The 14,519-nt window shown below is 32.2% G+C and carries 14 protein-coding genes; 3 read left to right on the top strand and 11 right to left on the bottom strand.

Going from position 1 to position 14,519, the window contains the following annotated elements:
• Positions 1 to 460: 460 nt before the first annotated feature.
• Together pstB and pstA are read right to left on the bottom strand one after the other, a co-directional pair.
• Positions 461 to 1,219: a phosphate ABC transporter ATP-binding protein PstB gene (gene pstB, locus CQA53_RS02735; protein WP_115542493.1), complete on the bottom strand. Its 759-nt coding sequence runs from the start codon at positions 1,217 to 1,219 to the stop codon at positions 461 to 463.
• Between the two features lie 2 nt (positions 1,220 to 1,221).
• On the bottom strand, positions 1,222 to 2,040 hold the full coding sequence (pstA, locus tag CQA53_RS02730; protein WP_115542492.1) for a phosphate ABC transporter permease PstA: 819 nt from the start codon (positions 2,038 to 2,040) through the stop codon (positions 1,222 to 1,224).
• 283 nt (positions 2,041 to 2,323) lie between these two features.
• Here pstA and CQA53_RS02725 point away from each other — a divergent pair, with 283 nt between their 5' ends.
• On the top strand, positions 2,324 to 2,563 hold the full coding sequence (locus tag CQA53_RS02725) for a hypothetical protein (protein WP_115542491.1): 240 nt from the start codon (positions 2,324 to 2,326) through the stop codon (positions 2,561 to 2,563).
• A 91-nt stretch (positions 2,564 to 2,654) separates the two neighbouring features.
• The gene (locus CQA53_RS02720) at positions 2,655 to 3,200 is read left to right on the top strand and encodes a hypothetical protein (protein ID WP_115542490.1); all 546 of its coding nucleotides are present in this window, start codon (positions 2,655 to 2,657) and stop codon (positions 3,198 to 3,200) included.
• Here the strand turns inward: CQA53_RS02720 and CQA53_RS02715 are convergent.
• The 9 genes from CQA53_RS02715 to tolB form a co-directional block, all read right to left on the bottom strand.
• A complete protein-coding gene (locus CQA53_RS02715) occupies positions 3,197 to 4,564 on the bottom strand; it encodes a hypothetical protein (protein WP_115542489.1) in 1,368 nt (455 codons plus the stop codon). The genes CQA53_RS02720 and CQA53_RS02715 overlap by 4 nt on opposite strands.
• Positions 4,565 to 4,864: 300 nt before the next feature.
• Positions 4,865 to 5,797 (bottom strand): acetyl-CoA carboxylase carboxyl transferase subunit alpha, encoded by a 933-nt coding sequence (gene accA / locus CQA53_RS02710; RefSeq protein ID WP_115542488.1) that lies wholly within the window; start codon positions 5,795 to 5,797, stop codon positions 4,865 to 4,867.
• A complete protein-coding gene (locus tag CQA53_RS02705; RefSeq protein ID WP_115542607.1) occupies positions 5,797 to 7,053 on the bottom strand; it encodes a beta-ketoacyl-ACP synthase II in 1,257 nt (418 codons plus the stop codon). The genes accA and CQA53_RS02705 overlap by 1 nt, the downstream gene beginning before the upstream one ends.
• 48 nt (positions 7,054 to 7,101) lie before the next feature.
• Positions 7,102 to 7,344: an acyl carrier protein gene (gene acpP, locus CQA53_RS02700; RefSeq protein WP_181882331.1), complete on the bottom strand. Its 243-nt coding sequence runs from the start codon at positions 7,342 to 7,344 to the stop codon at positions 7,102 to 7,104.
• Positions 7,345 to 7,857: 513 nt separating this feature from the next.
• Positions 7,858 to 8,421 (bottom strand): FKBP-type peptidyl-prolyl cis-trans isomerase, encoded by a 564-nt coding sequence (locus CQA53_RS02695; RefSeq protein ID WP_115542486.1) that lies wholly within the window; start codon positions 8,419 to 8,421, stop codon positions 7,858 to 7,860.
• A 9-nt stretch (positions 8,422 to 8,430) separates the two neighbouring features.
• Positions 8,431 to 9,369 (bottom strand): tetratricopeptide repeat protein, encoded by a 939-nt coding sequence (locus CQA53_RS02690; RefSeq protein WP_245945597.1) that lies wholly within the window; start codon positions 9,367 to 9,369, stop codon positions 8,431 to 8,433.
• 12 nt (positions 9,370 to 9,381) lie between these two features.
• The gene (locus tag CQA53_RS02685; RefSeq protein WP_245945595.1) at positions 9,382 to 10,236 is read right to left on the bottom strand and encodes an OmpA family protein; all 855 of its coding nucleotides are present in this window, start codon (positions 10,234 to 10,236) and stop codon (positions 9,382 to 9,384) included.
• A gap of 251 nt (positions 10,237 to 10,487) precedes the next feature.
• Positions 10,488 to 11,150 (bottom strand): OmpA family protein, encoded by a 663-nt coding sequence (locus tag CQA53_RS02680; RefSeq protein ID WP_115542485.1) that lies wholly within the window; start codon positions 11,148 to 11,150, stop codon positions 10,488 to 10,490.
• A 53-nt stretch (positions 11,151 to 11,203) separates the two neighbouring features.
• Positions 11,204 to 12,502, bottom strand: a complete 1,299-nt coding sequence (gene tolB / locus CQA53_RS02675) for a Tol-Pal system protein TolB (RefSeq protein ID WP_245945593.1) — start codon at positions 12,500 to 12,502, stop codon at positions 11,204 to 11,206.
• 267 nt (positions 12,503 to 12,769) lie between these two features.
• On the opposite strand from tolB, the gene CQA53_RS02670 reads away from it, so the two are divergent.
• Positions 12,770 to 14,305 (top strand): YifB family Mg chelatase-like AAA ATPase, encoded by a 1,536-nt coding sequence (locus CQA53_RS02670; RefSeq protein WP_115542484.1) that lies wholly within the window; start codon positions 12,770 to 12,772, stop codon positions 14,303 to 14,305.
• The last annotated feature ends 214 nt before the right edge of the window (positions 14,306 to 14,519 follow it).

Here is a 14,519-nt window from a genome sequence, read left to right as displayed (position 1 = left end):
GAGGAATCTTTTGCATGTATAATGCAAAAAAATCCAAAGAGGCAAGAAATGAAAAAACGCATAATAAATGACCTTTAAAAATATCAAATATTACTATATTTTAATTAGTAATATTAATAAAGGAATTCTAAGATAATTTTATTAATGTTACTAAACATATTTATCAATTTTATAAATTAAAATTTCAAAAGAATAGAGATTTATAGAAAATATATGCAATGCAAAAAGTAAGAATAAAATGTGCCACATATTGCAACAATTAAAAAAGAAAATCTTTTATATCAAAACAAGAAAAGTAAAAAATCATTAGTTGTGTAAAAGCAATGAATAATAATGTATAGTCTTCTTCTGAGAATGAATTTACATTTTTATACTTATCTTTGTCTATCGCTATTAATATTTAATACATTCCTGATTTTGGATTTAATGAGATTCTATTTATAAAATATAATGTAGAAATTTATCCAAATTTTCCCTCTATATAGTCTTTTGTTTTTTTATTTTTTGGGTTATTAAAGATTTTTTGCGTGTTATCAAGCTCTATCATCTCTCCAAGTAAAAAAAATGCTGTTCTATCAGAGATTCTATTTGCTTGTTGCATATTATGTGTAACAATAATAATCGTATATTCTTTTTTAAGTTTTGCAATAAGTTCTTCTATTTTAAGTGTTGATATTGGATCTAGTGCGCTTGTTGGTTCGTCCATGAGAATCACTTCTGGATTGACTGCGATTGTTCGTGCAATACAGAGTCTTTGTTGTTGCCCCCCACTTAATGCCAATGCCGATTGTTTTAACCTATCTTTTAAATCTTTCCACAATCCAACATCTTTTAACGACTCTTCCACAATACAATCTAGTCTTTCTTTGTTTTTGATACCATGTGTTTTTGGCCCAAAAACAATATTATCATAAATACTCATTGGGAATGGATTTGGTTTCTGAAATACCATACCAACTTTCTTTCGTAATAAATTGACATCATATTTTTTATAAATATTTTCTCCAAAGAATAAAATTTTTCCTTTGATAATACAATTCTCAATAAGGTCATTCATGCGATTAAGACTTTTAATAAAAGTGCTTTTACCACAACCACTAGGTCCTATAAAAGCTGTTACTTCCCCTTTTTCAATCTGCATATTAATATTTTTGAGTGCATGAAATCCACCATAAAAGAGATTCATATCTTTAATGTTAAAACAATACTTTCTATCCATAATTATTCCTTAATGAGTTTGTTGGCGATGAAATTTGAGGCGATATTGATACCTAGTACAAGCACAATAAGCACCATTGCGGTGCTATAAGCCTCATTAATATGTAATCCCTCGCTTGATATAGCATACATATGCACACTCAATGTTCGTCCAGAATCCATTAATCCAGCGACTTTTGCTACTGCACCAGATGTATATAAAAGGGCAGCAGATTCCCCAACAATTTTGCCAATACTTAAAATCACACCCGCAAGTATCCCCGATGCAGCAGCAGGTAATACAACAGAAAAGATTGTGCGGAGTTTCCCTGCACCAAGAGCAAAACTTGCTTCACGATAACTCATTGGTATAGACTTGAGTGCTTCTTGAGAACTGCGTAAAATGAGTGGGAGAATCATAATAGAAAGAGTAAGACTGCCTGCTAGAAAACTTGTTTTAAAACCAAAGTAAATAACGAAAGCCAAATATCCAAACAATCCATATACAATGCTAGGAATACCAACAAGCGTTTCAGCAGCGATTGCTATAAGAGCAATGATTCTGCTTTTTTTGTTGCTATACTCTGTAAGGAAAATTGCACCAAAGATTCCAATTGGCATAGCAATTATAAGGGAAAGAAATACCATATTAATTGTATTAATAACTGCTGGCATCATGGAGACATTTTGGCTTGTATATTCCCATGCGAAAAGGCTTGGGGTAAGATATTGTATTCCTTTAAAAAAGATAAAACCAATTAATAGAATAAAGATTCCGAGTGTGCTAAAAATAGAAAATCTTAAAGAGAGAGACAAGACTAAGGAAAGCAAGTCTTTTTTCATAAATATCCTTTAATAAATCTTTAAAAATATGCAATTCTTTTTGCGATATATTTAGACTTTACTTAATGGTAAGTGTAAAGAAAGGATGTAAAAAGTTCTCCCTATTCATGTAAAAAATATGTAAAAATAATATGTTAGAATTTTGTTGTCTCGATGCTAGATAGAAAAGTTTTTAGATAAGCTAGAAATAATAAATTTCTCTAATAGATTTTATTCAATTCTTAATATAAATGTGTTCACAAGATTTTGTAATATCTAAAAAGTGTAAAAATATTATGACATAATGCAGAATTTCTTATCAAGTGTAACAGATGAATACACGACAATCCCCCCAAAAGACGAAAGAATGAATGCCACGATGATAATCACAAGAGGCACAAACGCAAGGGTAAATGCGTTTTGCCAACGCAGAGGTTTAAAACGCATAGTAATTGCTGAAAATGCTTTAAATATGTTTATTGATTTCTTAGAATGGAAAGAAAGCGGAGGTAAATTGCCTCAGCATGATACCTCGAGTAAATAAAGTGTGTGTGCTAAACATATATCACTAGCAAGATATATGAGGGCGTTTCTTACCCTGCTGAAATTATACTATAAATTTATAAAGGTTTGTTATGTTTTATTCAAAAGTAGTTTTTATTGCATTGTGCTTGGGTTGTAATTTTCTGTTTGCAAAAATAAATTTAGACAAAGAGAGAGCAAAAACGATAACTTGGTATCAAGATAATTGCATAAAAGCTAAAAAGCAAAGTGATAATTTATGTAATGGCTTTAAATTCATGCTTAGTGCTGAAAAAGTCAAACAAGATTTAGAAAAAAAATATGGAAAAGACACAGAATCGCTTTATAATGATACTTCATATAACAATATCAAAAAATATGAAACTTATGCGTTGTTTTATGGTTCAAAATTAAATGGTAATGATTTAGCAGTAATTGATAATGCTGGATTAGAGTTTTTTGATATGGAAGATAAATTTATACAAGGAACTTCACTTTTTAATCTAGCAAGATTTTCATCTGTTTATCTTACTTTTCGTGTTGGATTTGGTCATGGTGGTGATTCTATGGATTGTGTGGCTGAGGCTAAAAATGAAAAGGAGTTTGATAAATGTTTGAGTAAGGATAGTGAGCCAGAGGCAGAAAATCAAAGAAATTAGTAAATCTTTTGCTTACTTTTTGTCATTACCATAGTATTATAAGGGCTATCAACATTAACTTTAACATCTACTTCAACTTTTTGCTTTTGTTGCACTTCTTTTTTCTGTCTTACAACCTCTCTAAGACTTATGCCTTGTGTAACCGCTTTTTCTAAGTCTTGCCTAGTTACATTTAATTCTTTTTCTAATGCCATTCTTCTCTGGCTATTTCTCATAATATCGTAAGCCTCATTGTATTCAAATTTAATACCTTTCTCATATTGTCTTTTAGCATTATGAAGAAAGTTTTGCACTTGATTATCTCTTATTGTTTTTTTATTTAATTCAATATTACGATGGATTTTATCGTGATTATTTTTATCCTCCCACCCAATCAATTTCCATGTGCTTAAATCTTGTATAAAATTACTTATCGTTAAAAAGAAATTTTGCAAGGAACGCATTAAATTAGGTATATCTGCTATAAAATCTCCTATCTTATCACTTGCCCCATCCGCAAAATTAGAAAACATATCATTCAAGCTTTTTAAAAAGTCTTTGAATCCTTTATCATTCATCAATCCTTTTAACCCTTTGCTTATACTATCAAACAAAGTGCCAAAACCACTGCTAAGAGAACTTGCTATTTTTGTAGCAAATATTTGGAAACTTGCTAACATTCGCTCCCACTTGCTCCCCATGTTAGCCATTTTGTCTAACCCTGCGTCTTTTGCACTAGAATATTGGTCATTAAAATTTCCTCTAAATTCTCTTAGGTTAATACTCATAGCTTGTTGCACTGACATACCCGCTATTTCTTGTAAGCTTTGTTCTGCTTGTGTGTATAAAGCTCCGCCTTGTTGGAAAGCTTTTTGTTTTTGTATAGCTTCTATAGTCTTTGCTATTTTCTCCATAGTGCTTAAGTTCTGCATACTTTGCCTATCTAAGCCTAAATTTACAAAATGTTCGTCTTTCCCCTCTAAATCATAAACAGATTGATTGAGTTTGCCTCCTGCTTCGTAAAATTGGTCGCCTCGCCCCATGATTTTCCCTGTGGATTGCATAGCGTGAGCTTCAGCCGCATTCTTATAACCTAAATCTTTACTAGCCTGTTTTTTCTCATTCTCTTTACTCCCCCACATGCCTAATCCTGCGACTGCGGCTAAACCCGCAAAGACTATCATTTTTGTTTTGTTATACACTGCGTCTAAGAGTGTCAAAAGTGTTTTTAAGCCTTTTTTAGCTACTTCGATACTTGCGTTCATAGGATTCATACGCACTTTTGCTAAAGACTTTTGAAGCTTACTCGCTTCTGGTTGCATTTGTCGTATTTTCTCTAAAGCCTTGTTAATGTTTTCCATTTGTTGCTCGAATACTACGCCCATAGTTTTCCTTTCAATTAAAATGCTCCATAAATCAATCGTAAATCTTTGATATACTCTATATTTTTGTTTAAGATGTAGTTATGTAACTTTTTGTAAATCTCTGTATCATGAAAGATTCTCTGTAAATATACTTCTATAAAACTTTCCCCACAATAGTAGGCTTTGTAGGTTTCTCTTAAGTTTTAATTTTACTGCACTTTTATAAAATGCTCATGCGTTATTTGCACTATGTAGAAAAAGTCATATTTTATTGGGAGGGATGGGTGTGGGGACTATAAATCATAACAAAAAATTACAAAGTTACTCTGTTTTAAATGACCCATAACTCATAATCTTATCATACCTACGAGCAATAAAATCTGGTGTAGCTCGTATTTGCTCTAATGAGTCAAGAAAATATGTTTTTAGTCTTTTTGCGGCTGCTTCCTTATCTCTATGTGCTCCACCTCGCGGTTCTTTAATAATATCATCAATAAGGTTTGCTTTTTTTAGTTCATTTGGGGTAATTTTCATAGCTTTTGTGGCAGCTTCAATTTTTGTGGGGTCATTCCATAATATTGCTGCACAACCCTCTGGCGATATAACACTAAAAATAGAATATTCCATCATCGCAAGTTTATCAGCAACGCCGATAGCTAATGCACCACCACTACCACCTTCTCCAATAACAATTGATATTGTTGGAACTTGTAGTGCCGAGAACTCCTCTAAGTTTTTTGCTATAGCTTCGCTCTGCCCTCTCTCTTCTGCACCGAGTCCAGGATATGCTCCAGCAGTATCAACAAGCATAAGAATAGGTATATTGAATCTTTCTGCAATCTTTGCAACACGCAAGGCTTTGCGATAACCTTCGGGATGTGGCATACCGAAATTTCTTAGAATCTTATTTTTTGTTCCCCTTCCTTTTTCTTCACCGATCACCATAACCTTTTCATTTCCAATTTTTCCTAAATAACATACAATTGCTTTGTCGTCACCAAAATGCCTATCACCAAAAATTTCATAAGAATCTTGCATAATAAGCTCAATATAATCGAGTGCATAAGGTCTATCAGGATGTCTTGCAAGCTGTAATTTCTGGTAATCATTTAAACGAGCATAAATTCTTTTAATTTCATCTTTTAATTCTTGCTTTTGAATTTCGACTGCTACTTCATCATTAGACAATAAAGCCGTATCAATGTCTTCTTGTAACGATTTCAATCGTTGTTCAAAATCCAAATATGTAGCCATTACTTACACTTTTTAAATATTACAACACCATTTGTTCCGCCGAAACCAAAAGAGTTACTCATAACACAATTGATTGTTGCTTCACGAGCGGTGTTTGGAATGTAGTCTAAATTACATTCTTGGTCGCTCTCTTCTTGATTAATGGTCGGAGGTAGGATACCACTTCTCATTGCCATCAACGAAATTACTGCTTCAATACTCCCAGCGGCTCCGAGACAATGTCCAAGTTGTCCTTTTGTTGAGCTTACTGGAGGCACATTACCGTTAAAGACTTTTTTTAATGCTTGTGTTTCAAATAAGTCATTATAATGTGTACTTGTTCCATGTGCATTAATATAATCAGGGCGAATGTTTGCCATTTGCAAAGCTTGTTTCATTGCACGATACGCACCTTCTCCTTCTGGAGCAGGGGTAGTAATATGATTTGCATCACTACTTTCACCAAATCCACATAGCTCACCATAAATTGTTGCACCACGAGCCTTCGCACTTTCATATTCTTCAAGCACCAACGCACCTGCTCCTTCACCCATAACAAAACCATCTCTTTTTTTATCAAATGGTCTTGATGCTTTTTGTGGGTTGTCATTATGAGAGGAACTAAGAGCTTTCATGGCAGCAAATCCACCAACCCCCACAGCACAAATAGAAGACTCTGCACCAACAACAAGCATTTTTTCAACACATCCAAGCATAATTGTTTTTGCAGCTTCAATAATGGCGTGTGTGCCAGCAGCACAAGCAGTAACACTCGAAAGATTTGGACCTTTGAGCTTATGTTGTATTGATACAAATCCTCCAAGCATATTAACAAGTGCTGAAGGAATAAAAAATGGACTAACTCTTCTTGGACCTCTTGTATAACAAGCAATTGAGTTGGATTGTATATTTTCTAACCCACCAATACCAGCTGCTGAACTGATTCCAAAATTCTCACCAACATCTGAAAAAACTTCTAAATTTTCATTTAAAAAGGATTCTTTAGAATCCTTTACACTATCTTGTAGAGCTTCCCTTGCTGCCAATAGTCCAAGCTGAATAAATCTGTGTGCTTTTTTTACTTCTCTTGGATCAAGAACTGATTCGGGATTAAAATCCATAATTTCGCCTGCAATTTGCACAGAGAAATCAGTAACATCAAAAGATTCTATTCTTTTAATGCCACTTTCTCCCTTTACTATTCTTTCAAACGAAATATCTTTATTTAGACCAAGTGCATTTACCATTCCAACACCTGTTACAACAACTCGCCGCAAGCACATGCTCCTCAAAAAAAGTTATATTAAATCAACATGAACAAAAACTTAACTACCTTTGGCAGTATTAATGTAATCTACAACATCTTGAACAGTTTTTATCTTTTCCGCATCTTCATCTGGAATTTTAATGTCAAACTTTTCTTCTAAAGACATAATAAATTCTACAACATCTAAACTATCAGCATTTAAATCTTTAGTGAAGTCTGATTCTGGTGTAATCTCATCTAGCTTTACTTTTAACTCACTTGCTACCAATAATTTTACTTGATCAAAAACTGCTGAACTCATAATGAAGCCTCCTAAAAAATATATCTATATCTTATATTATAACAAATAAACTATAAGAAAAACTAAAATTATATCAGAAATAATGTTAATAAAAACTTTCTTCTGCTTAATATTTAATAAAATATTTGAAGTTTCTTTACAAAATCTTTACAAATTTTTATTAAAAAGTTTTAATCTTTAATAAAGCAACAAGAGTTCAAAGTGTAGAAGATTATGAAATATTGGTATTATTTTATAACTCTTTAATATTATTTTTTAGTTTTATAAGCATAAGCTGATTGGTAAGCTAAAAATTTTTAGGAATGTGTAAAACTAATTTGTAATATATTTTAATTTTGATAATATTAGGTATAAACAGATAATAGGAATTTTCAACAAAATTTTAAGTTTCAGCATAAAATGTAAAAATAGAACAATGAGAGATTTATAAACAAGATTGTTAGCTATATGAAAATATAGATATAAGAATCTTGTTTATTTTTAGACATTATTTATGAGATTGTTTTCAATAAATTAATGACCGCAACCACATCCCCCACCTCCATGACCACCACAACAGCCACCACTTTCGTGATTAGAATCTTTATTGCTTCCGCATCCACAACCACTTCCACATCCCCCACGTAAACCAGCGACTAGTTCATCAGGAGTTGCTTCTCTTGCATCTAATACTTCCACCTTAAAATCCAATGTTTTTCCCGCAAGCGGATGATTATAATCAATTAAGACGCTGGTATCGTTAAAATCCGCAACAATTACTTGCACAGGCATACCATTTTCAGATTCTCCAAACACAGTCATACCTTTTTCTAATTCAATATGACTAAAATGAGATCTATCAACTTCTTGCATGAGTTCTGGGTTCCGGATTCCATAGCCTTGCTCCGGAGATACGCTAAAACTTAGAGAATCTCCAATACTTGCCTTTTGGATTTGTTGTTCTAAACCTTCAATCACTTGTGAACATCCTGTGATGAACTCTAAAGGCTGGTTGTCTTTACTTTTATCAATCAGTTCTTTTGTAAGTGCATCTATTACTTCATATTTAATTGATACAACATTATTATTTTCTATCATAATATTCTCCTAATTTTGGTTCAAAATATCTTGGGCTTTACGACCTTGCTCACTCGTTGGGAACAAGGCAACCAAGGTTGTTAAAAATTTGTTGTAATTTTTCTTATCACCCAAATATTTAAATGACCATGCAGTATGCCATAATAATATCGGCATATATTTTGCTTTACTATCCAAACTTGCACTTGTTTTGTAGTATGGTAATGCCTCGTTATATTCTTTTCGGGCATAATAAATTTCACCTACATAATAACTTGATTCTGCAATAGCGAATTTTTGATCAATTAAATATTCAAAATATGCTTTTGCATCATCAAGTTTTTTTTGTCGTAATAAATTTTTTGCTTCTTTAAGATTATCTGTATTGTTAGATGAAAAATTATATTGTTTTTTTGGATTTGGGTTTTCCATTTTAATTGTTTCAATAATTGGTTGATTTTGTATGCCTTGTATATTATTTTGTAAATCTAATGCTTGTTGACTTAATACTTGAATTTGTTTCAAAATCTCATCGTTTGCTTGCAAAAAAGCTTCTGAGAGTTTATCAATTTTTTGATTAATTTGCTCAATATTATTTGTATTTGCTTGAACTTGTGCTTGAAGTATTTTAACCAGATCAGTTTGTGTTTTGTAAGCATTCTGATATGAATCTACAATACCTTGCAGATTCTCAATTTTTTCTATTTGACCTCTTAGAATCAAAGTATCTTGCCTTGAAGTGGCACTCATACCCTCATATACAGTTTTTAATCCATCAACTGCTTGCTCAAGATTTGCAATTTTATTCTGAAAATCAGAAATAACAGAGCGTGTGAAATCTGCAATATCCTTTAAGTCACGCATATCTTTTTTCGTGGCCCCACTTTGAAGCTCAAAAGCTGATGGTTCGGCATACATAACAATAGAACACAATGTAATAGTCATAAGAAATCTAAAAATATTCAACATTCTTATACCTTTCTACTTTTTTTCAACAATCTCTGTCCGTCTATTTTGTGCATAACACTCTTGAGTTTTTTCATAACATACAGGATTGTGTGTGCCATACGAGATTGTCGAAAACATATTTCGCGGTAATCCTTGTAATATTAATGCTTCTCGGACAGAAATTGCTCGTTTTTGTCCTAGTGCCATATTATATTCATCGCTCCCAAACTCATCTGTATTTCCTTGCAGAACAATAGCTTGAATATTGTTTTGTCGAATATATTCCGCATTTGCTTGGATGTATGGTTTCATATTTTCACGAATATTGTATTTGTCAAAGTCAAAGTAAATTGCACTTAGCGAATCAAGGGCAAGTGTATCAGTGCCATTATTGTGTCTATTGCCAACTGTAAGATTGCTAAAATCATTTTGATTGCTCATATGATTAGAATCTGTGTTAAAATTTTTTTGTGTTGTTATATAAGGGTCGTCTGAAAGACTATTGCCATTGTTATTTTGTTCTATTGTTTGGTTATCTGTATGGGAAAGTGTATTATCTTTTCCATTGTTATTGCTATCGTTATTTAATCTGTGATTAATTTCTATATCCCCATAATTTCCATAGTCAAGTGGCATGAATGCACCTTCTGGCCCATAATTTCCACCATTACTATTGTTACTATTTCCGATTAAATCATTAAATGCAAAATGAGAATTTTGCATAAAATCTCCTTTGCCAGAATTGTTATCTAAAACAGCAGGAATATGTTGAACTTCTGTATATATCATAGATTTTGTGGTTGTAATATTTGGTTGAATATTTTTGTCCCCATAACAAACTATCACAAAAAATATTATTGCAATACCAGAAAACCACATACGCTGCATAAATATTCCTCCAAACCTATTGTTTCATATACATTTATAATATTTCCGATATTTAGATATGAATATTTTATTCATATAGATTCCATATACTCTAATATTTTTCTCGAAAGAAACTACATTGTTCATGATATACAAATATCTAAAAGATGATTAGGAGCAAAATAAGCGATTTTCGCTAATTCCTTGTATTATGAAAATTAGCATTATTCGTATAAACAACAACTATAATTTTTTATGGTCCGTATAAAAAATTATTTCTTCTCAACAATATCTGTTCTTCTGTTTTTCGCATAACATTCTGTTGTTCTTTCTTGACATACGGGTTTGTGTGTGCCATACGAGATTGTTGAAAACATATTTTTTGGTAATCCTTGCATAACGAGGGCATCTCGGACAGAAATTGCTCGTTTTTGTCCTAGTGCCATATTATATTCATCGCTCCCAAACTCATCTGTATTTCCTTGCAAGATAATAGATTTAATACCTTGATTCTTGATATATTCTGCATTTGCACGAATATAATCTTTCATATCATCACGAATTTCATATTTGTCAAAGTTAAAATAAATTGTTGTAAGAGAATCTACCGAAGCTACTGCTTCTGTTGCATCTTCTTCATTTGAATTATTGGCAGTATCGGCTTCATCGATAGTTTCCTCTATTGCTCCTGCTGTTGCATCTTCTTCATTTGAATTATTATCCATCCCTGTTGTATTACCATCCGAATCAATAGCATCGCCACTCATTGCCCCAACATCACTATTTGTTTGTCCATCTGGATATTCTTCTTGTTGTTCTGTTGCTGGATTCTGTGTTGTTTTTGTTGTATCTCCATCAGCCTTCACATTTTTTGTTCCACAACCTACTGCTAATAGCAATGCAAATAGTATGCTAGAAAGTTTCAGATATTTCATATAATCTCCTCGAACATAAATAATCATGTTATTCTATCAGAAAATTTCTCATTTTACCAATCAAAAGCCTGAATTTTTATATTTTTTAATGGAAAAAGAAAACTTTTATTGATAGAAAGGCGAATGATACCTATCGCATTTTCTCCTTTATCTTGTCTTAAATACATAATAGAATCTCCATCGCTTGAAAATTTTGGTATGCGGTTTGTTCCAATTTTACTCAGCCTCCTTGCATAATCGCTTTGTGATGAAACAAGATAGAGATTGAAAACATTTAGCCCAGTTTCCTCATCGCTTTCTCGGCTTGAATAAACAACATATTGTCCAAAGGTCGAAAGTGTGCTATTATTTTTTCCTTGAAAAACAAGTTGGGTAACATTTGCGTTTGGTTTGAGATCTTGTATAAAAACATTAGGATACCCAAGTCTATCTGATACAAAAGCAAAGCTTTTTTCATTATTCATAAAGTGTGCGTTCACATCGATACCTGAATAATTTGTAAGTTGTGTTGTTTTTTTTGTTTGTGTTTCATATAGAAAAACATCACTTAGTCCTACAGGTGCGAGAGACATGAGAAGTTTTGTTCCATCTTGTGAGACATCAGAGACGACTGCCATGCCTTGAGAAGAAATAATTCTTGTGTTTTCTCCATTATACATATTGTATTTATAAATTGTAGCTTCATCAGTAATTAGTGTATAATAAAATTCTGTCTGTTTTGAATTTGCCCATTTAGGAAAAACATTTAAACCATTACTAATAATAGTTTTTTGATAAGTATAAGTATAATCTGAAATAACAATGCTATTTTTGGCACTTCCAAGATAACTAGAAAAAATTACATAACGATTAATCCAACTAATATCTGCAGCTTTAATATACTCATTTAAATAAGTTGCCATAGCATGTGCAATAAAAGGATATTTTTCAACCTCATCTTGTGTGTATTCAAGAGATACTTGTTGATTGTTTGAAAAATCATAGAGAGTGAGAATGCCAGTAATGGTATCCCCTTGTTTTTTATGTGAAATTTGTGCAATAAAATTCATATTTTTATTTCTATAATCTTGTAATGCGAGATTATTTTGTAAGACATTCGTGCGTAAAGTATCATCATAATAAACATTAAAATGACCCATTACGCGTAAATCTTGCACAAGCATTTTATAAATCTTCATGGTATTTTCATTTCCATCAACACTTACAACTTGAATATTTGGAATATTATCAGTTTCTTTTGTAATCATAATGGTTTTATCTTCAGCCCAAAGCTTGTTACCACACATCATAAAAAAGAATAATGATAGTAGTATCATACGATAAAAAGCAGGAATAGCGATATGTTTTAGCATGGAGATTCCTTAATTCAAGAATAATAAAAATCGTAGTTGTATGTGGAATAATAGCATTTTAATTGTTAAGAACATTAAATTTATGATTATGTAATATTTATTTGTGTGTGTCCTATATTAAGTCTAGAAATAATATCTTAAAATCTACAACATTTCAATTTTTTGTATTTCATGAAGTTTTAAAGAAGCATATAAAACTAAATTTTAGGGAGTTTTTAGATACAATAATAGACAATAAATGAAAGAAGAGGATTAAGGGAGAGATTAATGGTTAATAAAATATATTGTGCAACACAAGATGGCTTAGATGCAAAGGTAGTTGAGGTTCAGGCAACTTTTACGCGGGGGTTACCAGCGTTTAATATTACAGGCTTGGCTTCAAGCTCTATTAAAGAATCCCAACATCGTGTTGCAAGTGCATTAACAAACCTTGGTATCGAATTTCCCCCATTAAAGCTTAATGTGAATCTCTCGCCTTCGGATTTACCAAAAAATGGCAGTCAATTTGATTTACCCATTGCACTATTGATTGCAGCAAGCAAAGAGAGTTTGAGCCTTGATAAATGGTTTGCCTTTGGAGAGGTTGGATTAGATGGATTCATTAAAAGTGTTCCATTAATTTACCCTATGCTTTTAGATATTGCACTCTATTATCCACAATCAAAGGTAATTTTACCTCATGAGGCGAAAGAACTTTTTAGTAAGATTCCCAATCTCCAAATGGCTTTTGCTTCTAATGTTTTAGAGGCGTTGGAGATTCTAAAGGGAGACATTCTACCAATACACGAAACGAAAGATTTTGCATTTCAATCGATTATAGTTAATAATCAAAAATATTATTTTGATGATGTATTTGAAAATGATTTTTATGAAGTCAAGAATCAAGAAAGGGCAATCCATGCAGCCTTGATTGCTGCATGTGGATTCCACAATATTCTTTTTGAAGGAAGTCCAGGCTGTGGTAAAAGTATGATTGCAAAACGGCTACAATATATTTTACCGCCCTTAAGTCTTACAGAGATGATAGAAAGTGTAAAATTGCAAGCCTTTAATGAACAATCGCTGCAATACCGCCCAAAAAGAAATTTTCGTGCACCTCACCAAAGTGCTTCTAAAGCTAGTATTTTAGGGAGTGCGTCGCAGTTTAAAATTAGTCCTGGAGAGGTTGCACTTGCACATAATGGAATGATTTTCTTTGATGAACTGCCTTATTTTAAAAAAGATATTTTAGAGGCATTACGAGAACCATTAGAAAACAACCAACTTGCAATTTCGCGTGTAAATGCAAAGATTATTTATGACACTTCATTCTTGTTTGTTGCGGCAATGAATCCCTGTCCTTGTGGGAATCTCCTCTCAAGTACAAAAGAATGTCGATGTAAAGATTCTGAAATTCGGTCTTATCGTAATCATCTTAGTGAGCCTTTTTTAGATAGAATCGATCTCTATATACAAATGCAGGAACAACCACAAGCAACAACCAAAAAAACACAAAAACTTGATTCTAAAACTATGCAACAAATTGTTTTTAAAGTGTTTGAAAGACAAATTCATCGTGGGCAAATCAATTCCAATGGAAGAATTATTTTTAATGGGAAACTCTCTGAAATGCAAGTAGAACAATATTGCATTCTTGATGAAACTTGTAAAAATCTCCTTGAACAAGCCAAGCAACGATTTAACCTAAGCTATCGTGGAGAACAAAAGGTTCGAAAAGTTGCACGCACATTGGCTGATATGGACGGCTGTGATATGATACAAAAGCAACATATCCTAGAAGCACTAAGTTATCGTCGGGTGTAGATTCTATATAGAAATACAACTTATAAAACAAAAAATTTAGAAAATCTTATTTTAGAATCCAAACATACATGATTGTTCATGTTTATTGTTGGGCGAACCGTATTTGCGATAATCACAGCGATTTGATATGTTCTAAAGCCCACTTGCTTCATTAAAAATATAAACTTTAATAATACATTGTAACAAATTGTAAAACTTTTTAAAAAGAAAATAG

Source organism: Helicobacter didelphidarum (assembly GCF_003364195.1).
GTDB classification, from domain to species: domain Bacteria; phylum Campylobacterota; class Campylobacteria; order Campylobacterales; family Helicobacteraceae; genus Helicobacter_A; species Helicobacter_A didelphidarum.
This window is presented reverse-complemented; position numbering and strand designations above follow the sequence as displayed.

Coding starts and splice junctions, on each gene's coding strand:
- CQA53_RS02685 (WP_245945595.1), bottom strand. CDS start 10,236: ATGCAGCGTATGTGGTTTTCTGGTATTGCAATAATATTTTTTGTGATA.
- CQA53_RS02670 (WP_115542484.1), top strand. CDS start 12,770: ATGGTTAATAAAATATATTGTGCAACACAAGATGGCTTAGATGCAAAG.
- CQA53_RS02680 (WP_115542485.1), bottom strand. CDS start 11,150: ATGAAATATCTGAAACTTTCTAGCATACTATTTGCATTGCTATTAGCA.
- CQA53_RS02690 (WP_245945597.1), bottom strand. CDS start 9,369: ATGTTGAATATTTTTAGATTTCTTATGACTATTACATTGTGTTCTATT.
- pstB (WP_115542493.1), bottom strand. CDS start 1,219: ATGGATAGAAAGTATTGTTTTAACATTAAAGATATGAATCTCTTTTAT.
- accA (WP_115542488.1), bottom strand. CDS start 5,797: ATGGCTACATATTTGGATTTTGAACAACGATTGAAATCGTTACAAGAA.
- CQA53_RS02715 (WP_115542489.1), bottom strand. CDS start 4,564: ATGGGCGTAGTATTCGAGCAACAAATGGAAAACATTAACAAGGCTTTA.
- pstA (WP_115542492.1), bottom strand. CDS start 2,040: ATGAAAAAAGACTTGCTTTCCTTAGTCTTGTCTCTCTCTTTAAGATTT.
- tolB (WP_245945593.1), bottom strand. CDS start 12,502: ATGCTAAAACATATCGCTATTCCTGCTTTTTATCGTATGATACTACTA.
- CQA53_RS02725 (WP_115542491.1), top strand. CDS start 2,324: ATGCAGAATTTCTTATCAAGTGTAACAGATGAATACACGACAATCCCC.
- CQA53_RS02720 (WP_115542490.1), top strand. CDS start 2,655: ATGTTTTATTCAAAAGTAGTTTTTATTGCATTGTGCTTGGGTTGTAAT.
- CQA53_RS02695 (WP_115542486.1), bottom strand. CDS start 8,421: ATGATAGAAAATAATAATGTTGTATCAATTAAATATGAAGTAATAGAT.
- acpP (WP_181882331.1), bottom strand. CDS start 7,344: ATGAGTTCAGCAGTTTTTGATCAAGTAAAATTATTGGTAGCAAGTGAG.